Origin of the sequence: Chryseobacterium aahli (genome assembly GCF_022699665.1) — a bacterium.
Classification (GTDB): domain Bacteria; phylum Bacteroidota; class Bacteroidia; order Flavobacteriales; family Weeksellaceae; genus Chryseobacterium; species Chryseobacterium aahli.
Map to the genome: position 1 here is coordinate 185,063 of NZ_JALDNB010000007.1, position 22,947 is coordinate 208,009.

At 35.0% G+C, this 22,947-nt stretch carries 20 protein-coding genes; 15 read left to right on the forward strand and 5 right to left on the reverse strand.

Features of this window, described 5'->3' with window-relative positions; translation table 11 throughout:
- The first annotated feature begins 17 nt into the window (after positions 1–17).
- The 7 genes from MQX03_RS12510 to MQX03_RS12540 all read left to right on the forward strand — a co-directional run bounded on the left by MQX03_RS12510 (position 18) and on the right by MQX03_RS12540 (position 6,013).
- On the forward strand, positions 18–581 hold the full coding sequence (locus tag MQX03_RS12510; protein ID WP_242803482.1) for an acyltransferase: 564 nt from the start codon (positions 18–20) through the stop codon (positions 579–581).
- Positions 582–1,733 carry a glycosyltransferase gene (locus MQX03_RS12515; protein WP_242803483.1) on the forward strand — a complete coding sequence of 384 codons (1,152 nt, stop codon included), beginning with the start codon at positions 582–584 and terminating at the stop codon, positions 1,731–1,733.
- A gap of 158 nt (positions 1,734–1,891) precedes the next feature.
- Positions 1,892–2,452 (forward strand): serine O-acetyltransferase, encoded by a 561-nt coding sequence (locus MQX03_RS12520; protein ID WP_129535211.1) that lies wholly within the window; start codon positions 1,892–1,894, stop codon positions 2,450–2,452.
- A 150-nt stretch (positions 2,453–2,602) separates the two neighbouring features.
- Complete coding sequence (locus MQX03_RS12525) at positions 2,603–3,268, forward strand: carbonic anhydrase (RefSeq protein ID WP_242803484.1); 666 nt, start codon at positions 2,603–2,605, stop codon at positions 3,266–3,268.
- 26 nt (positions 3,269–3,294) lie between these two features.
- Positions 3,295–3,597 (forward strand): hypothetical protein, encoded by a 303-nt coding sequence (locus tag MQX03_RS12530; protein ID WP_242803485.1) that lies wholly within the window; start codon positions 3,295–3,297, stop codon positions 3,595–3,597.
- A gap of 125 nt (positions 3,598–3,722) precedes the next feature.
- Positions 3,723–5,318, forward strand: coding sequence for a SulP family inorganic anion transporter (locus tag MQX03_RS12535; protein ID WP_242803486.1), 1,596 nt, complete (start codon positions 3,723–3,725; stop codon positions 5,316–5,318).
- A 59-nt stretch (positions 5,319–5,377) separates the two neighbouring features.
- Complete coding sequence (locus MQX03_RS12540; RefSeq protein ID WP_242803487.1) at positions 5,378–6,013, forward strand: carbonic anhydrase family protein; 636 nt, start codon at positions 5,378–5,380, stop codon at positions 6,011–6,013.
- 78 nt (positions 6,014–6,091) lie between these two features.
- Here the strand turns inward: MQX03_RS12540 and pth are convergent, their stop codons facing one another.
- From pth to mfd, 5 genes are all read right to left on the reverse strand, one after another.
- Entirely contained in the window at positions 6,092–6,655 is a 564-nt protein-coding gene (gene pth / locus MQX03_RS12545; protein ID WP_242803488.1) for an aminoacyl-tRNA hydrolase, read from the reverse strand.
- An 88-nt stretch (positions 6,656–6,743) separates the two neighbouring features.
- Positions 6,744–7,676, reverse strand: coding sequence for a hypothetical protein (locus MQX03_RS12550; protein WP_242803489.1), 933 nt, complete (start codon positions 7,674–7,676; stop codon positions 6,744–6,746).
- Between the two features lie 229 nt (positions 7,677–7,905).
- Positions 7,906–8,787, reverse strand: coding sequence for a hypothetical protein (locus MQX03_RS12555; RefSeq protein WP_242803490.1), 882 nt, complete (start codon positions 8,785–8,787; stop codon positions 7,906–7,908).
- A gap of 91 nt (positions 8,788–8,878) precedes the next feature.
- Positions 8,879–9,769, reverse strand: a complete 891-nt coding sequence (locus MQX03_RS12560; RefSeq protein ID WP_242803491.1) for a hypothetical protein — start codon at positions 9,767–9,769, stop codon at positions 8,879–8,881.
- 150 nt (positions 9,770–9,919) lie between these two features.
- Positions 9,920–13,300, reverse strand: coding sequence for a transcription-repair coupling factor (gene mfd / locus MQX03_RS12565; protein WP_242803492.1), 3,381 nt, complete (start codon positions 13,298–13,300; stop codon positions 9,920–9,922).
- A gap of 247 nt (positions 13,301–13,547) precedes the next feature.
- On the opposite strand from mfd, the gene MQX03_RS12570 reads away from it, so the two are divergent.
- From MQX03_RS12570 to MQX03_RS12605, 8 genes are all read left to right on the forward strand, one after another.
- Positions 13,548–13,940, forward strand: a complete 393-nt coding sequence (locus MQX03_RS12570) for a hypothetical protein (RefSeq protein ID WP_242803493.1) — start codon at positions 13,548–13,550, stop codon at positions 13,938–13,940.
- Positions 13,941–14,117: 177 nt separating this feature from the next.
- On the forward strand, positions 14,118–14,363 hold the full coding sequence (locus tag MQX03_RS12575; protein ID WP_242803494.1) for a hypothetical protein: 246 nt from the start codon (positions 14,118–14,120) through the stop codon (positions 14,361–14,363).
- 129 nt (positions 14,364–14,492) lie between these two features.
- On the forward strand, positions 14,493–15,992 hold the full coding sequence (locus tag MQX03_RS12580; protein WP_242803495.1) for a GH3 auxin-responsive promoter family protein: 1,500 nt from the start codon (positions 14,493–14,495) through the stop codon (positions 15,990–15,992).
- A 69-nt stretch (positions 15,993–16,061) separates the two neighbouring features.
- Entirely contained in the window at positions 16,062–16,424 is a 363-nt protein-coding gene (locus MQX03_RS12585) for a hypothetical protein (protein WP_242803496.1), read from the forward strand.
- A gap of 94 nt (positions 16,425–16,518) precedes the next feature.
- On the forward strand, positions 16,519–17,754 hold the full coding sequence (locus MQX03_RS12590) for an MFS transporter (RefSeq protein ID WP_242803498.1): 1,236 nt from the start codon (positions 16,519–16,521) through the stop codon (positions 17,752–17,754).
- Positions 17,755–17,882: 128 nt separating this feature from the next.
- On the forward strand, positions 17,883–18,485 hold the full coding sequence (locus tag MQX03_RS12595) for a hypothetical protein (protein ID WP_242803499.1): 603 nt from the start codon (positions 17,883–17,885) through the stop codon (positions 18,483–18,485).
- Between the two features lie 33 nt (positions 18,486–18,518).
- The gene (locus tag MQX03_RS12600) at positions 18,519–20,630 is read left to right on the forward strand and encodes a T9SS type B sorting domain-containing protein (RefSeq protein ID WP_242803500.1); all 2,112 of its coding nucleotides are present in this window, start codon (positions 18,519–18,521) and stop codon (positions 20,628–20,630) included.
- A 103-nt stretch (positions 20,631–20,733) separates the two neighbouring features.
- Positions 20,734–22,800: a T9SS type B sorting domain-containing protein gene (locus tag MQX03_RS12605; RefSeq protein WP_242803501.1), complete on the forward strand. Its 2,067-nt coding sequence runs from the start codon at positions 20,734–20,736 to the stop codon at positions 22,798–22,800.
- The last annotated feature ends 147 nt before the right edge of the window (positions 22,801–22,947 follow it).

Genomic DNA, 22,947 nt, shown 5'->3' on the forward strand with positions numbered 1-22,947 from the left:
ATTTAAAACATTAATTGATGAATTTATTTTACAGAATCATACTAAAAATCCATGCCACCTGGCAAAATATACATGACACCGCTTACATAGAAATATGTAAAGCAAGAGGCATGAAAGTGGGCAAAGATGTCATTTTTATAGAAGCTCCGGCCTTCGGTTCAGAACCCTACCTCATCGAAATCGGTGACCGCACCAAAATTACTGCAGGCTGTACTTTCATCAACCATGACGGCGCAATGTACGTCATCCGAACGATGGAAAAATATGAAGATGCAAGAAATTTTGGGAGAATAAAACTCGGAAGCAATTGTTTCGTGGGCAACAACTGTACATTTTTACCAGGCTCTCAAATGGGAAACAATTGTATTTTGGGGGCAGGTTCTGTCTTAAATTCTTCCATGCCCGACAACTCTGTCTATGCAGGAGTCCCGGCAAAATTCATTTGTACCATCGAAGAATACGGCGATAAGGCTTTAGCAAACAATGTAATGTATCCGAGAGAACTCGAACCGTTCCGACCTAAATTAGATGCTTACATCAAAGAGCATCTTCCCTACACCTATAAACACATAAAAAAATAAATGACTGAAAAGAAAAAAATCCTCATTCGTATTGGCTCTCTGCGACATGGCGGAGCTGAAAAAGTACTGGTGACCTTCCTCAAAAATCTTCCGGAAGACAAGTACGAAATTGATTTATTACTAAATTTATATTCTGGTAAATACCTACCCGAAGTTCCGAAATGGATTAACGTCATCTACCTAAACAAAGGCGAAATGATTACCACCAACCGTCTTCAGGATATTCCTGAAAAAGCGGCGAGGGTTATCTTCCAAAGGGTTCTGAAAGAATTTCCTGATCTTTTATACACGCTTATTTTAAAAGATAAAAAATACGATATAGAATTTGCGGCAATTCATGGAATGCGTGATGAAATTCTTCACTCAAGCCATCATTCTTCAAAAAAAATCATTTGGATCCATAATGATCTTTCGCAGGTGAAAGAATACACCAATGAGGAAATCAGAAAGTTTTTCGGGTTTGATTCGATTATGGTGATTTCAAAAAAAATCGAGCAATTATTCCATGATTTAGCCAAAAACGAAGCAGAAAAACAGAAAATTGTCAAGATTTATAATCCTTTAGATACCAAAGAGATTTTAACTAAAGCTGAACAACCTGTTATCAATTATCAATTTGACGAAACAATCCCGACATTTATTTCTGTGGGAACCGTTTTCCCTCAAAAAGGGTTCGACAGGCTTCTGAAGGTTCACAAAAAACTATTAGATGAAGGCTTAAAACATAAAGTTTTAATTGTCGGCGACGGCTATGATTTTGAAAACATCAGAAACTTAAAAACTGAACTAGGAGTCGATGAAACCGCTACAATGCTGGGGTTCACAGATAATCCCTATCCTTACTTTAAACATTCTGATTTTTATATTTTAAGTTCGCGATATGAAGGATTTCCGACAGTTTTGTTTGAAGCAATCACTTTAAATAAGAAAATTATCGCAACAGAAGTTTCGGGAGTAAACGAAATGCTGAACAACGGTGAATTGGGCTTAATTGTAGAAAACTCAGAAGAGGGAATTTATCAGGGAATGAAAAAAGCATTGACCGAGCCTGAATCTTTCTCAGAATTTACCGAGAAACTTCAGAATTATACGATGCCTTTCAATCTTGACCATTCTGTCGCGAGAATCGTTTCGGTTTTAGATGAACTTTAATTTAGTTGTTGGCATTTTACTATTGGTTTTCATATTGTCATTATTTATAAATCCGTATTGAAAAGAAATAAGTATATATACTAATCAAGGAAGTTAATTTTACATAAAATTGAAATCGGCTTTAAATAAAAACAAAAGAGAATCCTTAAATTTGCTGCATGCCTAAGAATTATTCAATCATCCAAAAAGATTTTTACCGAGAAAGCGGAGAGTGGCTTTCGTCTATCCAGATTTTGCTGAAATGCATCAATCCGAATCTTCATTTCATCTATCTTCTGAGAAAGGCGCAAAAATTTGACAAAACGCCTATTTTAGGACTGTATTGGAAGATTGTTTTGAGACATTTTCAAATTAAATATGGTTTCCAAATCTATCCGGAGACGCAGATTGGGGAAGGTTTGTATCTTGGACATTGGGGAAGCTTGGTGGTCAACCCAAAAGCGGTAATTGGTAAAAACTGTAATATTGCCCAAGGCGTAACCATCGGACAACAAAACAGAGGTAAAAATGAAGGCTTTCCTGTTATCGGAAATGATGTCTGGATTGGACCAAACGCTGTAATTGTAGGAAGCATCACCATTGGAAACAATGTTTTGATTGCACCCAATTCTTATGTTAACACTGATGTACCTGATAATTCTATTGTTGCGGGGAATAAGGCAAAAATATATCCTAAAAGTGATGCAACTGAAGGATACATTAATAATAGGGTAGAATAATTCATTTTATTGTAATTTAATCTATATTAAATTGTGTTAAAATTGATTGTAAATTCAGTAAAAATTATATTTTTGTACAATTATTGATTTAGTCTATTGAATTTGGAAATAATTTAAACGAAATAAATAACCATCATTTAAATCTTATTTATGTCACAATCGTACAAAGTTATTTTTGAAAACAACAGAAAATGGGTAGAGTCTAAAATCTCAAAAAACCCAACGTTCTTTGAAGACTTAGCCAAAACTCAGAATCCTGATTATCTATACATCGGATGTTCAGACAGCAGGGTAACTGCAGAAGAATTAATGGGCACAGAGCCGGGTGAAGTTTTTGTAACGAGAAACATTGCCAATGTTGTCAATACTTTGGATATGAGCTCCACTGCTGTTATTCAGTATGCGGTAGAACATTTGAAGGTAAAACACATTATTGTGTGCGGACATTACAATTGCGGTGGAGTAAAAGCTGCGATGACGCCTCAGGATTTAGGATTATTAAATCCTTGGTTGAGAAATATTCGTGATGTGTACAGATTGCATCAAGCTGAGCTGGATTCTATCGATGATGAAGGAAAACGCTATGACAGATTGGTAGAACTAAACGTTCAAGAGCAATGCATCAACGTTATCAAAATGGCTTGTGTGCAGGAAAGATATATCATTGATGAGTTTCCTGTGGTGCATGGCTGGGTATTTGACCTTAGAACGGGAAAAATTATTGACTTGGAGATTGACTTTGAGAAAATCTTAAAAGACATTCAAAAAATATATAATCTTACCAGTTCTGACTGGGTGATGAGCCGAAAGAAATAATCTTTCAAAAAAAATAAAAAGAGTAAATGAAATTCTGGAGTATTATTACATTAATGATCGTCCTCAACTTCACAGCATTGCCCAGCATTGCTGCGGTTGCTGATTGGGATATCATGACAACCAATGTAATAGTGAACGAAGAAGAAACCCATTCTCATTACTCATCTCTGTTTTCTGTTTACGAAAAGACACTTCCAAAAACTTTAGATGTTTACGATTATCTTAAGTTTTTTGAGCCTGATATTGAGGGCAGATCTTTCACATTAATAGATGACGATTTTCATCTATCTCCTTTATTGAGCATATTTTCTCCTCCTCCGGAAGCTTAGTTATTCTCCATTTTACTATTCAAATCACTTTTGATCTTGAATACTTCTACATTACATTAATCTCAATCGTTATTGATTGGCTTTAATCGATTAATTATTTTACATCAACGTATTTTTCAATTGTCATGAAAAAATCAAAATCTTTCTTTGGAGAAATCAAAGAGAACTTCCCTTCGGGTCTAGTAGTATTCTTAGTAGCTCTTCCTCTGTGTTTAGGAATTGCTTTAGCATCAGGAGCACCACCCTTATCCGGAATCATTTCCGGTATTGTAGGCGGCTTGGTCATCGGAGCCATTAGCAATTCAAATATATCTGTTTCCGGTCCTGCTGCAGGACTTACAGCTATAGTTTTAACAGCAATTACCGACCTTGGCGCATTTGAACTTTTCCTTTGTGCAGGTATTATTGCAGGACTTATTCAGTTGGTTTTAGGATTTATAAGAGCTGGTAGTATTTCCAATTATTTCCCTAATAATGTTATCGAGGGAATGCTTGCTGCGATCGGTATTATTATTATTTTAAAACAAATTCCGCACGCTCTGGGATTTGATAAAGACTACGAAGGGCATGAATCTATTTTTGATAAAGGATTGAATTTTGGTTATTTCGATGAATTATTCGGGGCAATTCATCCGGGTGCTATCATTGTGACGTTAGTATCCATCGGGCTTCTTTTAGCTTGGGACAAAATTCCTTTTTTAAAAAGGATGAAAATGCTTCCGGGTGCATTAGTTGCTGTGGTAGTTGGTATTTTGCTAAATGAGGTGTTCAAATTGACAGGAAGTTCTTTAGCAATTACTACCAATCACTTAGTTTCGCTTCCGGTTCCTCAAAGTCTTGCTGATTTTAAAAACCTTATCATAATGCCAGACTTCAACGGATTTACAAATTTAAAGGTATGGATTGCCGGTGCAACGATTGCCATTGTAGCTTCTATTGAAACGCTGCTTTGTATAGAAGCATCAGACCGACTAGATGTCCAGAGAAGAACAACAGATACTAATCTCGAACTGAAAGCTCAGGGAATAGGAAATTTAGTAAGTTCATTAATTGGAGGACTTCCCATGACATCAGTTGTTGTAAGAAGTTCTGCAAATGCTAATGCGGGTGCAACTTCTAAAGCTTCAGCAATGATTCATGGCTTTCTACTATTAGTCTGCGTACTTACAATTCCGTTTTTATTAAATTTAATTCCGTTGGCGACACTGGCTGCGGTATTACTTTTAGTAGGATATAAATTGGCAAAACCTGCGACATTTAAGCATTTTTGGGATCTTGGAAAATTCCAGTTTATTCCCTTTGTAGCAACTGTGGTTGCGATTGTTGCGACTGATCTTTTAAAAGGTGTAGGAATTGGTTTGGCAATATCAGTTTTCTATATCCTTCAGGGAAATATGAAGCGTGCCTATTATCTGAGCAGAGAAAAACTAAATGACGCAGACGGAATCACGATCAAATTGGCAGAGGAAGTTTCTTTCTTAAACAAGGCTGCGATTAAAAAAACGTTGAAAAATATTAAACCAAACTCCACCGTAATCATTGATGCAACAACGACTTCGTACATTGCAACCGATGTTTTGGAAATGATTCAGGATTTTGCCAATATCAGAGCAAAAGAAGAAGATATTACTGTAGAACTTATGGGTTTCAAAACTTCATACAGAGATTATGAGACTGATGAAGATTCTCACATTGTCATTACTCATAAGAGAGCAATGTAAAAAACAAATAGACAAATCAATTTTAAATTTAAATATAATTCAAAAAAATATATAGTTATATGAAAGCACATACATCTGAAACACAATCGACTATTACCCCTGAAAAAGCATTAGAATTTTTAAAGGAAGGTAATCAGAGATTTGTGGGGAACCTTAAAGCAAACAGAGATCTTTTAGAACAAGTAAACGCTACACGTGAAGGTCAGTGGCCGTTTGCGGTAGTTTTAAGCTGTATCGACAGCCGTACTTCTGCGGAACTAATTTTTGACCAAGGGCTTGGCGATGTTTTCAGCATCAGAATTGCAGGTAATTTTGTGAATCAGGATATTTTAGGCTCAATGGAATTTGGCTGTAATGTAGCCGGTTCTAAACTAGTAGTAGTTTTAGGACACACTAAATGTGGAGCACTGAAAGGAGGATTAGACGCTGCTAAAATCGAAGGCATGGGAATGGATAACCTCAACCACCTGATTGATCACTTTGACCCAATCATCAAAACGATTATCAACGATGGTGAAGAACGTTCTTCAGCAAACGCTGATCTTTTGGAAAGATTAAATCAACATAACGTTAAAAATGCGATTGACGACATCCGTAAACAAAGCTCGACATTGAAGAGACTTGAAGAAGAGGGAAAAATCAAAATCGTAGGAGCGAATTATGATGTAGAAACCGGTGTTGTAAGCTGGTTGTAATCTTCACAACGTAAATAATATGAACGCCGGGAGCTTTGCTCCCGGCGTTTTTTTTCGAATTATTTTATTTAAATAAAATTATTTCCCGTTAAATGCCGACATTGTATTTCCAATTCCTGCAAAAACGAATGACAGACAGGCTTTTGCGAACTTTTCAATTCTTTCTCCCAGTTTTGCAGATTCTTCTTCATTCCAGGTTCCAAGGACGTAATCTACCTGTCTTCCTTCAGAAAACTCGGCAGAAATTCCGAAACGAAGTCTTGCATAATTTTGTGTCTGTAAACTTTCATGAATACTTTTCAGCCCATTATGTCCGGCATCAGAACCTTTCATTTTCATTCTTAAAGTTCCGAATGGTAAAGCCAAATCATCAGTAACAATCATCACATTCTCTAGCGGAATATTTTCTTTCTGCATCCAGAATTTCACCGCATTTCCCGATAGATTCATGTAGGTATCAGGCTTTAATACAAAAACTTTTCTGCCTTTATATTTTCCTTCAGCCATCCATCCAAAATTTGTTGTATTAAAAGAGACATCAAGGGTTTCAGCAATTTTCTCAGCTACCTTAAAACCGATATTGTGACGTGTATTTTCATATTCCGAGCCTTTGTTGCCCAAACCGACAATTAAATATTTCATGAGAAATTTTTTGCAAAATTAAGAGATATTAAATAAAAAACTCAATCCAGTGAAGAATTGAGTTTAAATATTTTAAAAAAGATTTTCTTTATAAAGGCTTGTACATATAATTTACACTGAATCCTTGTGTCATATATGTTTGAGCATCATATCTGTAAGCTGTTGAGAAAATTACAGGAGTCGGAATTGGCATCATCAAATCTGTGATAGAAATTCTTTTCGGACTGTTCGGAGAAAGTATAAATGCTTCAACATCACCTGCTTCTTCTGAAATAATTCTAGATACTTTATAAGCAAAAGGAAGTAATGTGAAAGGACTGATTTGAGTATCGTAGTTTAAAAACTCATATCCGTACTTTTCAATAACCGGACCTTCTACTCCCGCATTAATTGCACCAATGCTCACTTCTGCTTTTGAAACATTATCTCCAAAATAAGTATAAGCTGTTTTACTGTATTTCTGATCTACGTAAGGAACTCCCGTCACATCTTCACCGCTCTTCATTGTAATTCCGGCAAATTTTCCAGTAGTAGAACTATACGTTAAATTATAAATTGATTTTATTCTTTTATCAACTAAATAAGGACCAGGCGTAGTTGACGGCGGAACAGGAGGTGTTCTTTTATAAAAGACTCTGTTTTCTGAGATAATAGTCAATCTTCCTAAATTTCCATATGTAAACAACTGAGTGTAGACAATACTGTCATCATCAATCGTCCCATCATTATCTAAATCTAAATGTCCGTTGAAAGTTATTTGGCTGATTTTATCACCACTCCACATCACATTGGTTATAGAGTTTTTTTCTGTAATCACATTAGATAAAAGGAGACCATTGTAACGGTATTCTGCCAATGTATCTGAGTCTGTAACTTCTCTGAACAAAGCTCTAGGGCCGTTAAAACCACTATTCTGATTCAAGTCAATTAAAGGGTTACCTTCTTCATCAGTCAGGTCTTTACAAGAATGAACAGACGAGATGCCAGCTACAAGTAAAATAAAATAGAAAAGTTGTTTCATTTCCGAAGGGATTATTTATTTTTCCACAAATATAATTTTTTTTTGAATAAAAATTGCGTTTTACTTTATATTATCGCAAAATAATAGTGAAAACTTAAAAAAATTGGTATTCAAATATTGATTCCGATATAATCCTGAAAAACACTCTATCATTTTTTTCAATGTACTATAGTAGAATATTGTTTTCTAATCCTTTATTACTAAAATTTATCTAGTTTAAACACCAATATTAGAAAATATCATGATGGTGATGTCCTCCACCACTACTTTTTCCGTCGCTTTCTTGAGCAGGATAAATGATTTCATTTAGACTTTGTGGAGAAACCTTTACACTGTTTTTGGGTAAATCAATTGATATTTGATTATTAGAACTTATATCATTTAAATGTATTTTTTTGTCTGTCTTCACAAGAACCTTATTCACTTTATCAAAAACTTTATCTAAAGTATTTTTTTCGCCAGAAGATTTTGGTGAGAAATATTCTACCTGAAGTGCCAAAGTTTTGATTGATTTCGGCTGATTATGCTCAATAATTTCTAAAATCTCAGGACGAATTTTTATCGCATCACTGTACCATACATTACAAGATTTATCGTCTGGAACTAAAAAAGTCTGGCATTTCACGGCAGAATAATTTTTGAGAGGCGAACTCGTAATTGTAGAAACTACATTTTTTCCGGAACTGTCAAAGTATTGAAATATAATCCCAAACGGGGGTTGCGCCGCAAGATTTGTACTCCCAATCTTTTTAGGATCAACAATTGGTTTTTCCAATTCCTGAACCCATTTCTGGAAATCTTTTTTTGCAATCGAAGCATGCCAGGATTTTTGATCTTTTGTATAGAAATATTCCACAGAATCTTGTCCTTTTCGGTAAATCATTCCGTAAGAAATATTTTTAAAAAGTTTTTCTGTCACTTCTCTTTTCACATCATTTCCGTTGAACGTTAAGACGATATCAGAATGCGTTCCAAGCACATCTTTCTCTTCCAGCTTAATGATTCCTTTGAAATATCCTTCAGAATCATTGAAGGGTTCTTTTAGATCTCCAACTGGACTCTGTTCTGTCTTTTTACAAGAAATCATCATTGCTGATACAAATACCAACAATGATAATTTTAAAAATTTAAATTGAATTATTTTTTGAATCAAAAGCTTATTTTTATTTAAAATTCATACAAAAGCATCATTCAAAACTAACTTATAAGGCTTTGTAAATATACTTTTGAGCCTGAGTCTGATCCGAAACCGGATAGTTCATAGAATCATAAAGATACGTGTAACCACCAGGAATAACAGGAGCCGGAGAAGGATATACAATACTGAAACTTGACACATTATTAGCTGATAATGTAGAAAAATTATAAGGATGTACTAAACTCCACATGACAAAAAATGTTTTTGGCAAAGTAGTGTAAGGATTTATCTTATTATCGTAGGCTGTGTAGTTATACGTTAAAGTCATTGCACTAGACATGTCCGGAACACCAGTGGCACTGGTAACTCCCGATTCAGATACCATCTTTGTGATATTATCTCCTGTGTTTGTAAAATTATAATTAGTAAAGTGAGTATAAGTAGTTCCAGATTTTTTCTTTTCAACGATTTTGGTCATTTTCCCGGAACCATCGTATGTATAGGTATACTCGCTGTCGAAAGTAGGCATAGTTCCTAAGCTTGTATTACAAGTCGTATAATTTATTTTCCCGCTCGAATCGTAAGTGATATTAAATTCATAGTTTAAAGTATTTGCAGGAGCGCCATTGACTTCCTGTCCGAATTTCACTTTTGTAATTTTTCCTGAAGTATAGGTAACATTTCCTACAAGAAATGAAGTAGGACCACTTGCTTCTTTGAAAATCGCTTTTTCTAAAACATTTCCGGTGGTAACAAACTCCTGGTTAGTCTCGTTATTGACAATAATTTTATGCAAAATTCTAGGCCCCGTGATTGTAGGAGCAGTGGTTCCACTTCCGCTACCACCTGCATTGTTGTTATTTTGATTAATAGGATCTGCGGTTGTATTGTCGCATGAGAACATAAAGAAAAGAAGTAGAGCTGCTACGACTTTAAAAAAGTTGTTTTTGATCATAAAGTTTAGTTTTTTTTAGTTCACAAATATAATTATTTTTCAACACGACTTGATTTAATTTAAATTTTTAACAAAAAAAATCTAAAAACTTTCGCTTTTAGATTTATATTTTGATTAAAATTTCAGAAAACCACAAATACGTTGATGATTTTAAACATTTAAAATAGATTTCAATAAAACGTTCACCTCATCTACATTTTGCACCCCATCTTTTCTCATCATTAATTGATTGCCTTCTTTCCCAATCTTCTCTTTCAACTGAGCCTGTGACGGATTTTGCGTTAGATAACTGATAATATGCCTGAATTTATCGGTCTGATAAAATTTATCTTGTGGATTATTCGGGAAATATCCTAAAAAAACCTCGTTTTTCATGACAATCTTTTCAAAACCAATATCTGCAGCAAGCCATTTCAAGGCAACAGTTTTTAATAAGTTAACAGCTTCAGAAGGTAATGTTCCGAAACGGTCTGTCAATTCCGATTCAAATTTCTGAAGGTCAATTTCATTATCAATTTCAGCTAATTTTTGGTAAAGCAACAATCTTTCTTCCGTGCTTGAGATGTAAAAATCTGGTAACATTAATTCCAAATCTGTATCAATATTAACTTCTTTTACAGACTTGAATAATTTCTGACGGTCTTCTTCGTTTTCAAACAGATTTTCAAAATCCTTATCGTCTTTTAATTCTTCAAGAGCTTCCTGCATCATCTTTTGATACGTTTCAAAGCCCATTTCGTTGATAAATCCGCTTTGCTCACCGCCTAACAAATCTCCCGCACCACGAATTTCCAAATCTTTCATCGCAATCTGAAAACCACTTCCCAAATCTGAAAACTGCTCAATTGCTTCGAGCCTTTTTCTAGCATCAGAAGTCACCATATCCAAAGGCGGCGTAATGAGGTAACAGAAAGCTTTTCGGTTGCTTCGCCCAACACGACCTCTCATTTGGTGAAGATCTGCCATCCCGAAACGTTGCGCATCATTAATAAACATGGTATTCGCATTCGGAACGTCTACTCCACTTTCTACAATGGTGGTTGCAACCAAAACGTCATATTTCCCTTCCATAAAGTCAAGAACGTTTCTTTCAAGCTGTTTGCCTTCCATTTGTCCGTGACCGGTAATTACTCTTGCGTCAGGAACCAATCTTTGAATCAATCCTGCAATATCTTTAAGATTTTCAACTCTGTTGTTAATAAAATAAACCTGTCCGTCACGCTGCAACTCATAAGAAACTGCATCACGAATAATTTCTTCACTAAAACCAACCATGTGCGTTTCCACAGGCTGTCTGTTGGGCGGTGGCGTTTTAATCACCGATAAATCTCTTGCAGCCATCAACGAAAACTGTAAAGTTCTCGGAATCGGCGTTGCAGTCAATGTCAGCGTATCAATATTTGATTTTAAAGTTTTTAATTTATCCTTTACAGAAACTCCGAATTTATGCTCTTCATCGATAATTAAAAGACCTAAATCTTTAAATTTAACTTTTTCAGAAGCTAACTGGTGCGTTCCAATGACGATGTCTATCTTTCCGTCTTTTAAACCCGCTATGGTTTCAGATTTTTGTTTTGCCGTTCTGAATCTGTTTAAATAAGAAACATTTACAGGAAAATCTTTCAATCTCTCTGTAAAACTTCTGTAATGCTGAAACGCTAAAATCGTAGTCGGAACTAAGATCGCAACTTGTTTTCCGTCCGTCGCTGCTTTGAATGCGGCACGAATCGCAACTTCCGTTTTCCCGAAACCTACGTCGCCACAAACCAAACGATCCATCACGGTGTCAGCTTCCATATCGTTTTTCACATCTATCGTTGCTTTTTCCTGATCGGGTGTATCTTCGTAGATGAAACTCGCTTCCAACTCATTCTGAAGATAAGAATCCGGTGTGTAGGCAAAACCTTTAGCTGTTTTTCTTTCTGCGTATAATTTAATTAAATCAAAAGCAATCTGCTTGACTCTGGCTTTTGTTTTCTGTTTTAATGATTTCCAGGCGGGCGAACCTAATTTACTCAAAACAACTTCTCTCCCATCGGGACCGTTGTATTTTGAGATTTTATGCAATGAATGAATACTTACATATAATAAGTCTCCATTTTTATAAGTTAATTTAAAACATTCCTGAATTTTCCCGTCGTTATTTACTTTTACCAATCCCATGAATTTTCCGATTCCATGGTCGATGTGAGCAATATAATCTCCAACTTTTAACGACATCAAATCTTTCAGAGTCAACTGTTCAGATTTGGCAAACGTGTTTTTCGCTTTATATCTTTGGTAACGATCAAAAATCTGATGATCCGTGTAGACCAAAAGTTTGTGATCGCTATCTACAAATCCTTCGTGAAGTTCAGATTTAAAACTTTTAAATGAGATTTTCGAAGCTCCTGAATCACCGAAATTGATATCCTCAAAAATAGATTCTAATCTTTCCTTTTGTTTATCCGTAGAAAAAGAAATCCAAGTCTCAAAACCCTGCTGCTGTTTTTCTTCCAAATCTTCAATTAATAATTCGAAATTTTTATGAAAAGAAGGTTGTTGTGTTTGTTTTATTTCGACCTGCTCTATATTGGGTATTTCAATTGATTGTGGACTGAAATCTATAGTTTTAAATTTCTTATAATCAAACAAAAATTCTTCGTCAGAAATAAACAATTCCTGCGGAGTTCTGTGCGAAATATCTTTGCTTAACGTTTCATATTTTTCCAGAGATTTTTCGTAAAAACTTCTGACTTTCTGTAAACCGATTACGGCATTTTTAGAAATCACAAAACTGTCTTTTGGCAAAAGTTCCAACAAAGAAACACGACTTCCAGACACTGAATAATTCATGTTCGAAACCAACTGAAAATCTTTTACTTTATCGACAGAAAGCTGAGTTTCTATGTCAAAAGTTTTAATGTTTTCCACTTCATTTCCAAAAAACGTGATTCTATAAGGTTTTTCGTTTGAATAAGAAAAAACGTCTACAATTCCTCCTCGCACAGAAAACTCTCCCGGCTCGGAAACAAAATCCGTCTGCTGAAACTGATAATGCGAAAGCAATTCATCCACAAAATCAAAATCAAGCTGGTCTCCTACTTTGATATGATGAGAAATAGCTTTAAAATCTTCTTTCTTCAAAACTTTTTCAGACAGAGCGCCCATATAGGCAACAATGATCTTTGGAGATTTTTCTGAATTTATTTTATTTAAAACATCAGTTCTTAGAACCAAATTGGCATTCTGAGTTTTCTCGACCTGATAAGGCTCCAAATGCGTTGCCGGAAAATATAAAACCTTTTCTTTACCCAGCAAATCTTCCATTTCGGTGTTTACATACAAGGCTTCTTCTTTATCATCAACGAGATAAAGAATTGTTTTTTTATGAGTAAGAAAAAGTTCGGCAGTGAAAATCGAAACCGAAGAGCCGGCACTTCCTCTCACAGAAAGATGCTGATGACTCTCTAGCTGAATAAAAATTTCTTTTCCAAATTCTTTTTTAAGTAAATCTGGCAAAAAGCTTTCTTTTATGGTTTTTAAATGCATAAAAATTATAATAGGTAAAACGACAAAAGCGATTTCGGGAGAATTCCGAAACCGTTTTAGCATTACAAAGATAATGCTATTTTCCTTAAACGTTCAGCGGATTGTCTTTATATAGAAATATCAATAATAAATGAATATAAATCACAATTTTTCATTAAAAATTTAAAAATACGTTAAAAATATTCACATAATTGATTACGGCACAGTGTTTGAAAAGTCTACTTCCGTAAACCAAAAAAATAATTTTATGAAAAATGCAATCAAAATTTTAGGAGTTTTTATGCTGGTGATGTTCACTGCAATTTCATTCACATCGTGTAGTAGCGATGACGATCCGGCAGACAATGATTTCTTTGCAGGAACTTACAAAGGGAAAATCTCCTATAACGACGGATCAACAACGAATACCACAGATAATGGTGAAGTTTTTGTAACTAAAATCGCAAGTGCTACAAAGTATAACTTCAGATTTTCAAACGGAATCCCTGATCTTAACGGTCTGGAATTTGAAAAACAAGGAGATAACACATTGGTAATGGTGGGTTCTAACGCTTTAGTGTATGTTAGAATTGACAATAACGAACTGAAAATGTATTATACCGCAGACGGTAAAACATGGACAGCTAATGCTACCAGATAACAACTATTCATACATATCTGGAACCTGCTTCTCTTTTGGGAAGCGGGTTTTTTTGTGTCTAAAATCTGTTTAATCTTTTTTTAATCTGTAATAAACTTTAGTTAAGTCTCTTAAAATTGATTTTCATATTGAGATTTTACATAAATTTACTTAAACAAAAACAATAAATTTCTACGCATGAAAAAATTTCTTACCGCAATGTCAATCGTATTAGGATTGGGATTTGCAACAGCTCAACAAGCTGTTCCTGCTACAAAAAGCACCGTACAAAAAACAACTAAAACAGTAAAAGCTGCTAAACCTGAAGCCGCAAAACCTGCAGTCAAACTAAAAAAGGACGGAACGCCTGACAAAAGATATAAAGAAAATCAAAAGTTAAAAAAAGACGGAACGCCAGATAAAAGGTACAAAACAAACAAATAATCAACATTAAAAAATGTTGTTTTTCATAATCAAATTTTTAAGAACCGAGGGATTTTTATTCGTCGGTTTTTTTGTGTTTAAATTTTAAAATATTTGACAGAATTCTCTACTTATTTATAAATTTGAACCATGTTAAACTTCTTCAAGAAAAATGTGGCACTGGTTTGGGCAAAAAAACATATTCAAAAGACAAATGATTTTAAGCAAAATGCAGAAAAAAATCAGGAGAAACTGCTTTTGTCATTGGTGAAAACTGCCGAGAAAACACTTTTCGGAAGAGAACATCAGTTTGAAAACATCAAATCAATTGCAGATTTTCAGAAAAATGTGCAGATTGCAGACTACGAAGACCTTAAACCTTATATCGAAAAAGTAAAAAAAGGGCAACGCAACATTCTCTGGACAGAAACTCCTGAATATTTTGCGAAAACGTCAGGAACAACCTCGGGTTCGAAATATATTCCGATTTCAAAAGAAGGAATGCCATATCAGGTTGCAGGAGCTCAAAGTGCGTTATTTCATTATATTTCAAAAAAAGGAAATGCCGATTTCGTCAACGGAAAAATGATTTTTTTGCAGGGAAGTCCGGAATTGGAAGAAGTTTTCGGGATTAAAACCGGCAGACTTTCCGGAATTGTTGCACATCACATTCCAAATTACCTTCAAAAAAACCGTCTTCCAAGTTGGGAAACCAATCTGATAGAAGATTGGGAAGCCAAAGTCGACAAAATCGTAGAAGAAACGGAAAAAGAAAACATGACTTTGATTTCCGGAATTCCACCGTGGTTGATCATGTATTTTGAAAAACTGATTGAGAAAAACGGCAAAAAAATAAAACAGCTTTTCCCAAATCTACAATTGATTGTTACGGGCGGCGTCAATTATGAACCATATCGTGAGAAAATGGAAGAACTTTTAGGTGGAAGAGTTGACATCGTTCAGACATTTCCTGCTTCGGAAGGCTTTTTCGCTTTTCAGGACGATTATACTAAAGAAGGACTTTTACTTTTAACAAATCATGGAATTTTCTACGAGTTTATTTCTTTGGAACAATATGGAAAACCGAATGCTCAACGATTGACTTTAAAAGAAATCGAACTTAATAAAGACTACGCTTTAATTTTAACGACAAACTCAGGATTATGGGCATATTCTATTGGTGATGTCGTAAGATTTATTGATAAAAAACCGCACCGAATACTGGTGAGTGGGAGAACCAAACACTTTACGTCAGCTTTTGGTGAGCATGTGATTGCTTTTGAAGTGGAAGAAGCGATGAAAGCTACAGTCGAAAAATTTCCTGCTCAAATTACAGAATTCCATCTCGCTCCGGAAGTGAACCCAGAAGAAGGGTTACCTTATCATGAGTGGTTTATTGAATTTGAAAAAGAGCCGGAAAATTTAGGTCTATTTAAAAATGAATTGGATGATCAGCTGAGAAAACGCAATACCTATTATGATGATTTGATTTCGGGAAATATTCTTCAGAAATTAAAAATCAGTAAGCTTTCTAAAAATGCATTTCAGGAATATGCAAAATCTGAAGGTAAACTTGGCGGTCAAAATAAAATCCCAAGATTGGCAAATGACAGAAAAATTGCGGATTTATTGAAAATTTATAAAATTTAATCACATTTTCTTGATTATGAAAACATATATTCAAAAAAAATGATAAATTTGGAAAACTAAAATTTAATAATGAAAGCATCTGTACTTTTAAAATCATCTTTACTAACGGGTTTATTTGTCATCTCATCTTGTGCTACCACAAAGTACAGCGAAAACGTTTCAACAAATAACTACTCTAATCTTGAAGCAGGAAAAATGTATGTTGTAACGCCAAGAGACGGTTCTAAAAAGCAGACCATTCTTTTCAGAAATATCAGTGGAGACAACATTATCGGAACTGCAGGTAAAAAAGACAGTACAGAAGTGGTAATTCCTAAATCTAATGTAGCATCTGTAAAAGACAGATCTCAAGGAAGAGTGGTAGCTGGTGCTGCCGTAATCGGAGCTGCAGGAGTTGCTGCAATTGTCATCAGTTCTTTGAGAGCCGACTAAAATAGACGTTATCTTTCAGAAGAAATAACCAAATTCTTTCGAAAACCCCATATACCAATAGCCCTGAATGAATTTTTAGGGCTATTTTTACGGAATGATTTCTCTTTCCCCGCTTAAAACCTTAGAAAATATAGAATTCAGAAATCTTCTTACCGGGAGATTTTTTATTGTTTTAGCATTCAGGATGCTTGCCACACTTTTGGGATGGTGGGTATATCAATTAACAAAAGACCCTTTTTCTATTGGGTTAATCGGACTTTCGGAAGTGATTCCGGCAGTGAGTTGTGCTTTGTACGCCGGCCACGTTATTGATATGAATGAAAAGAAGAAATTGCTATTAATCTGCACTTATCTTTATGTTTTTCTGATTGGATTATTATTAATTCCGGCGTTTTATAATGTTGAACTTCATTTTAGAGGACATGAAATCACCTATTATATTTACGGAGTAATATTTTTCACCGGCATTGTAAGAGCATTTATAGGCCCGATTGTGCCTTCTATGATTCCGAAAATTGTGCAGAAAGTAAATTTACCCAGTGCCATTACATTAAACCAAGGAACTTTTTTAATTTCTTCAGTTTGCGGACACGCTGCCGGAGGATTTTTGATTGGTTTAGTTGGTGTAAAGTGGACTTTAATTGTGATAATTTCTTTAATATTAATTGCCTCTATTTTTTTCTGGCAATTAAATAAACAGTTTTCTGAACATGAAAAGGATAAAATAAAAGTAATGGAAAGTATGCGTGAAGGTATTTCTTATATTTTTAAAACTAAAGAAATACTTGGAGCACTTTGTCTGGATATGTTTGCTGTACTTTTTGGTGGTGCCGTTGCGATGATTCCTGTTTTTGCGACAGATATTTTAAAATCGGGCGCCGAAGGTTTTGGATTATTAAATGCGGCTTCAGATATTGGTTCAATGATTATCATTACCACACTTTCTATAATTCCTTTGCGTAAAAATCAAGGCAAAGTATTGCTTGGTGTCGTTGCCGGGTTTGGACTTTGCATCATTGGTTTCGGGCTTTCACATTATTATTGGCTTTCATTCATGTTTCTGGTTTTGAGCGGAATGCTTGATGGAATTTCTGTTGTCATCCGTGGAACCATTGTGCAGTTGAAAACTCCGGATCATATCCGTGGACGTGTTTTGAGTGTAAACTCCATCTTCATTATGTCAAGTAACGAAATGGGACAATTTGAGAGCGGTTTGGCCGCAAAACTTTTAGGGGTTGTACGTTCCGTTGTGTTTGGAGGAAGCATGACTTTGCTGATTGCATTGATCGTTGCCGGCACGAATCCCAAATTAAGAAAAATGCAATATTAAGTGTGATTTATTATAATAATTCGTTTAGAAGAATCACTTTTTTAACAACTTTTAAAAAGTCTTCAAAAAAAACATTGCGCATTATCAACTATTTATATAAATTTGTTTTAGTTTTTATATCAATTTTTATGAAAAAAATTTACTTGATTTTATTACTTATCTTTATATCGAGCGGCGCTAACAGCCAAACATTTACAGATAAAGATCTACAAAAGAATGTATTAAAGATTAATACAGCTATCTCTTCTTCAGATTATGATGCCTTGTTTAAAAAATTTTCAACGGCAAATACTTCAGAAAAATGGCAGGCATACTATTATTCAGCAGTATCACTATACATGAAAGCTGAAACTGCAAAATCAGCATCTCTTGCAGAGTCGAACGGACTTGCATTAAAATATGCAATGAGCATCGTAAACTCTCAACCTGACAATATTGAAACATCAATACTTATAGGTCTTGCCAAACTTCAGAGAATCAGGATTAATGCATCTCCAGATGCTAAAAAAGATGCAGAAACAATTTTACAATTTATTTCTAAAGCAGAATCTGTTTCTCCCAACAACCCTAGACTTACTTTATTAAAAGCCGGGATGGCAAAACAGTTTCCTGATAAAAAATTTGATCAGATGAACGCCTCTCAATTGCAGCAAAAAGCCGTAAAAGATTTTGACACAAGCAATTCTACTGATGTCACCTGGGGCAAACAATTGCTTTCACTGAATAAATAATCCTAAGATTAACAAAACCCAAAGTTGATTAAAATGAAAAAATATTTACTCGCTTTTGCTTTAACGATAGTACAAATAATCTCCGCACAACAGGATTGTGCTACAGCAATACCTATATGTAGTGATTCTGACATCTCTTTGACCCCAGGTGGTTTTGGGAATGTTCACGAAGGTGAAGTAGGTTGTCTAACACCTACTCCAGGATCAACTATTCAAGGAGAAACGAATTCAATCTGGCTGACCTTTAGCATAGAAACTGCTGGTACATTAACATTCTTAATAACACCCACAGGACCAGGTGCAAACAATATCGATTATGACTGGGCACTTTACGGACCTAATCATAATTGCTCAAATTTAACTGCAGTTCCTTTAAGATGTTCTTATGCAGGTTTAGGATCTGTATTCGCACCTCTTACAGGGCTTAACATGACTGCCCCAGACACAACAGAAGATGGTACCGGAGACGGTTTCGTAAAATATATTGACGTTGTACCGGGACAAATTTATCATTTACTTTTAAACAACTTCTCACCTACAATTGCACCTTTTACACTATCATTCGGAGGAACGGCAACATTGCTGACACCTTTTGATAATAATTCCGGGCAAGTTTACCAGCCAAATCCATTTTTAGAACCGGGAATTAATCATGATGGAGAAATCATTATCTGTAGTAACCCCGCTTCTTTTGATTTTTCAACATTATCAGCTGAAATATTAAATTCAAACCCGAATTTTGTAGTTAAATATTACAAAAGTGCGGGAGATGCAGCGGATGGCATAGGTGAAATCACGCTTCCAATCATAGTAAATACAGCAAATACTTATCATTATACTGTTTCTTATGTAGATCCCACTAGACCTACGAGTTTCTTAAACCAATGTAGGCAATTTGGAACTATTACATTTGTTGATAAATCTTTTCAGCTGACTCCAGTGACATTAACTTCTTGTAGCAATAATAATACAGGAACAGCTTTGTATGATCTGACATCTGCAGCGATTGGCGCAACACCCAATTTAACGCTTCAATATTATCCGTCGATGACATCTCTTAATACAGGGACAAACGAAATCACAACACCATACGCATACACAGCTCCTGTAGGATCTGCTTTTGTAAAAGCAACCAATGAATTTGGATGTGTAACCATTGTTGAAATAAAATTAGCCTTCCACCCTATTGTTACTGTAATAGAGGCAACTCTAAGAGCATGTTTTATTGAGAGTAATCCTTCAACTGGCGAGTTTAATTTACCAAACGCACCAGTAACCTTAGATGCTGGAACTACCAAAAAGTTCTACCCATCAGAAACTGATGCTATTAATCAAACCAATGAGATTTTAAATGCTGCAAATTATATTGCTCCAAATGGTGTAGTTTATGTAAGAGTAATGAACGCCACTGGATGTTATACTGTTGCTAAGATTAACCTAGTAGTTATTCCGCCAGTATACTCGACGGTTCTGGTTGATAAAGTTATATGTATTGAAGATAAAACAACTTTAGATGCAGGTTCAGGATTTTCTGCATACGAATGGAGCACAGGTGCAACCACACAAATCTTATCTAACGTAGGCGTAGGAACTTATTGGGTAAAACTTACAACAGGAGATTGTACTGCAATTCAAAAAGTGAAAGTTTATGCAACAGAACAGCCTGTTATTTCAAATGTTGAAATTACCAACAATTCAATTGCTGTTAATGTTACAGGAGGAACTCCGGCATACAAATATTCTTTAGATAATGTAAATTGGCAGGATTCTAATGTATTCTCGGGTCTTACCAGAGGCGATTACACAGTATATGTGAAAGACTCTTATGATTGTGTACCTATGGAAATTGTAATTATAATTCCGAATATCATCAATGTGATTACTCCAAATGGTGATGGTGTGAATGATGTGATTAATTATTCTGCTCTTTCAGGAAAAGGCAATTTGATTTTAAACATCTTTGACAGATATGGTACAAAAATCCACCAGGCAGACAAGTCAAACAACTATACTTGGGACGGAAAAATTGGCGGCAAAAATGTACCAACAGGAAATTACTGGTATTCTGTAACCTGGAACGAAAACAATAAAAACAAAACCCCTATCAAATTCACAGGATGGGTAATGGTTAAAAACAGAGAATAATCATTTTTATAAAATCTGTAAATAAATCGCTTCTTGAGAGCGATTTATTTACTTTAAACATATTTGTATTATTTTGTTTAAATTTGCTTTAAATTCATTTCACATGAAAAAATTACTACTTTTTTTTATCTTAATAACATCACAGTTATTTCATTCACAATCTGATTGTAATTCAGCTATCCCTGTTTGTGGAAATTCAGGTTTTTCATACACACCAACAGGCTCCGGAACCATTGATGAGGAACTCGGAGGTTGTTTGTCTAGTGATGAAAATTTCTCAGTATGGTATACGTTCACTATTGCAACATCTGGAACACTTACATTTACTATTGATCCCGCAGTATTTGCAGATGATTATGATTTTGCAGTATATGGTCCCAACGTAACTTGTGGAGCTTTGGGAGCACCAATCAGGTGTAACTTTTCAGGAGCAGATGGTCCTACTGGCCTTAATTTAACATCAACCGATCCTGACGGAGGTACATTTGGACAGTGGAGTAGCCATATGAATGTCGTTGCTGGTGAAACTTATTACTTAATTGTTGATAATTATCTAAGCACCGCAAATGGTTTTTCATTAAATTGGGGAGGAACAGCTACTTTGACTTCTGCATTTAATGATCCTACACTTACTCCAAATCCTTTTATTACTCCAGGACTTCCGGGACCAACACCGACATCTCCTAACGAAATTTTAAAATGTGCATTACCGATGCAGTTTGATTTCACGACGCTTTCTACAGGTATCATAAACGGAAATACTAATTTTACAGTTACCTATCATGATACTGAAAACAATGCTATTACAGGAACTTCTCCACTTACAACCACAACGATAAACGGAACAACAATCTACTATTATAGATTAAAGTATACAGATCCTGCAAATCCTACAAATCCCATTAATGGATGTTTTCAGCTAGGTACTTTTAAATTCAAACAAGGAAATATTGTTGCAAATAATGCAACACTTACAGAATGTAACAACAATGGGGCTGGAACAGGAACTTTCAATCTTACATCAGCTGCTGTTTTCGGAGATCCTACTGCAACCAAAAAGTACTATCTTACATTAGCTGATCTTAATGCTGACACCAATGCCATTACAAACCCTACAGCATATGTCTCTGCACCAAAAACAATTTATGTAAAAGTTACTTCTGTAGAAGGCTGTACAGATGATTCAACAATCACGTTAAACTTCCATCCTGTAGTCGTTTTGACACCTGCCACTTTAGAGTCTTGTTTTATTGAAAACGCAATTACAACTGCAACTTTTGATTTGACAACCGCGACCGTTACTTCTCAGACTGGGATTACAAAAAGATTCTTTAAAACTCAGGCAACTGCTTTATCGGGTACTAATGAAATTCTAAACCCAACAACTTATATTGCAGAAAACAGTGAAGTATATGTGAGAGTCACCAATACAAATGGATGTTATGCAATAACAAAAATCACATTAAAAGTTCTTCCTCCAGTAAAATCTACAGTATTAAAAGACAAAACAATCTGTCTGGAAGATAGAACAACCTTAGATGCTGGTCCAGGGTTCACAGGTTACGAATGGAGTACGGGAGCTACCACCCAAAGTATTCAGGATGTAGGAATTGGAACTTATTGGGTAAAACTGAAAACAGGTAAATGCTTCACACTACAACAAGTCAAAGTATTACCTGCGTCGCAACCAGTAATCGCTAGTTTAGATATCAACAATAATACAATCACAGTAAATGCTACAGGAGGAACTGCCCCTTACCAATATTCTATTGACGGTACAAATTGGCAGAACTCTAATATATTTAATAATCTTCCAAGAGGTGAAAATAAAATCTATTTAAAAGATTCTTTTGATTGTACTCCGATTATAGTTCAGGTAACTGTTCCTAACTTAGTGAACGCAATCACTCCAAACGGAGATAATGTAAACGACGAATTAGATTATTCTGCATTAGCTTATAAGAAAAATCTTGTTTTCACAATCTACAACAGATACGGAAATAAAATCTACGAATCTGATAAACTAAGAAATTACAAGTGGGACGGCACATCAGGCGGTAAGAAAATCATAACAGGAACTTACTGGTACACCATCACTTGGGACGAAACCGACATCAACAATACCCATACAGTTTACAATGGATGGATATTGGTAAAAAATAGAGAATAAGTAAAATCTCATATCATTAGAATCACCTCAGCAATGGGGTGATTTTTTTATTAACATCATTCAATGCCTTTGGATATTGATATTTTAGAAGTTATCAACAATAAATATGAATTACTCAATTCAAATTATTTTCTAAATAAACTATCT

Excerpts from the sequence above, each read along its gene's own strand:
- MQX03_RS12540 (WP_242803487.1), top strand. The coding sequence starts at position 5,378 with ATGAAAGCACATACATCTGAAACACAATCGACTATTACCCCTGAAAAA.
- MQX03_RS12585 (WP_242803496.1), top strand. The coding sequence starts at position 16,062 with ATGAAAGCATCTGTACTTTTAAAATCATCTTTACTAACGGGTTTATTT.
- MQX03_RS12605 (WP_242803501.1), top strand. The coding sequence starts at position 20,734 with ATGAAAAAATTACTACTTTTTTTTATCTTAATAACATCACAGTTATTT.
- MQX03_RS12575 (WP_242803494.1), top strand. The coding sequence starts at position 14,118 with ATGAAAAAATTTCTTACCGCAATGTCAATCGTATTAGGATTGGGATTT.
- MQX03_RS12525 (WP_242803484.1), top strand. The coding sequence starts at position 2,603 with ATGTCACAATCGTACAAAGTTATTTTTGAAAACAACAGAAAATGGGTA.
- MQX03_RS12550 (WP_242803489.1), bottom strand. The coding sequence starts at position 7,676 with ATGAAACAACTTTTCTATTTTATTTTACTTGTAGCTGGCATCTCGTCT.
- MQX03_RS12560 (WP_242803491.1), bottom strand. The coding sequence starts at position 9,769 with ATGATCAAAAACAACTTTTTTAAAGTCGTAGCAGCTCTACTTCTTTTC.
- MQX03_RS12595 (WP_242803499.1), top strand. The coding sequence starts at position 17,883 with ATGAAAAAAATTTACTTGATTTTATTACTTATCTTTATATCGAGCGGC.
- MQX03_RS12520 (WP_129535211.1), top strand. The coding sequence starts at position 1,892 with ATGCCTAAGAATTATTCAATCATCCAAAAAGATTTTTACCGAGAAAGC.
- MQX03_RS12600 (WP_242803500.1), top strand. The coding sequence starts at position 18,519 with ATGAAAAAATATTTACTCGCTTTTGCTTTAACGATAGTACAAATAATC.
- MQX03_RS12580 (WP_242803495.1), top strand. The coding sequence starts at position 14,493 with ATGTTAAACTTCTTCAAGAAAAATGTGGCACTGGTTTGGGCAAAAAAA.
- MQX03_RS12590 (WP_242803498.1), top strand. The coding sequence starts at position 16,519 with ATGATTTCTCTTTCCCCGCTTAAAACCTTAGAAAATATAGAATTCAGA.
- MQX03_RS12530 (WP_242803485.1), top strand. The coding sequence starts at position 3,295 with ATGAAATTCTGGAGTATTATTACATTAATGATCGTCCTCAACTTCACA.
- MQX03_RS12535 (WP_242803486.1), top strand. The coding sequence starts at position 3,723 with ATGAAAAAATCAAAATCTTTCTTTGGAGAAATCAAAGAGAACTTCCCT.
- mfd (WP_242803492.1), bottom strand. The coding sequence starts at position 13,300 with ATGCATTTAAAAACCATAAAAGAAAGCTTTTTGCCAGATTTACTTAAA.
- MQX03_RS12510 (WP_242803482.1), top strand. The coding sequence starts at position 18 with ATGAATTTATTTTACAGAATCATACTAAAAATCCATGCCACCTGGCAA.
- MQX03_RS12570 (WP_242803493.1), top strand. The coding sequence starts at position 13,548 with ATGAAAAATGCAATCAAAATTTTAGGAGTTTTTATGCTGGTGATGTTC.
- MQX03_RS12515 (WP_242803483.1), top strand. The coding sequence starts at position 582 with ATGACTGAAAAGAAAAAAATCCTCATTCGTATTGGCTCTCTGCGACAT.
- pth (WP_242803488.1), bottom strand. The coding sequence starts at position 6,655 with ATGAAATATTTAATTGTCGGTTTGGGCAACAAAGGCTCGGAATATGAA.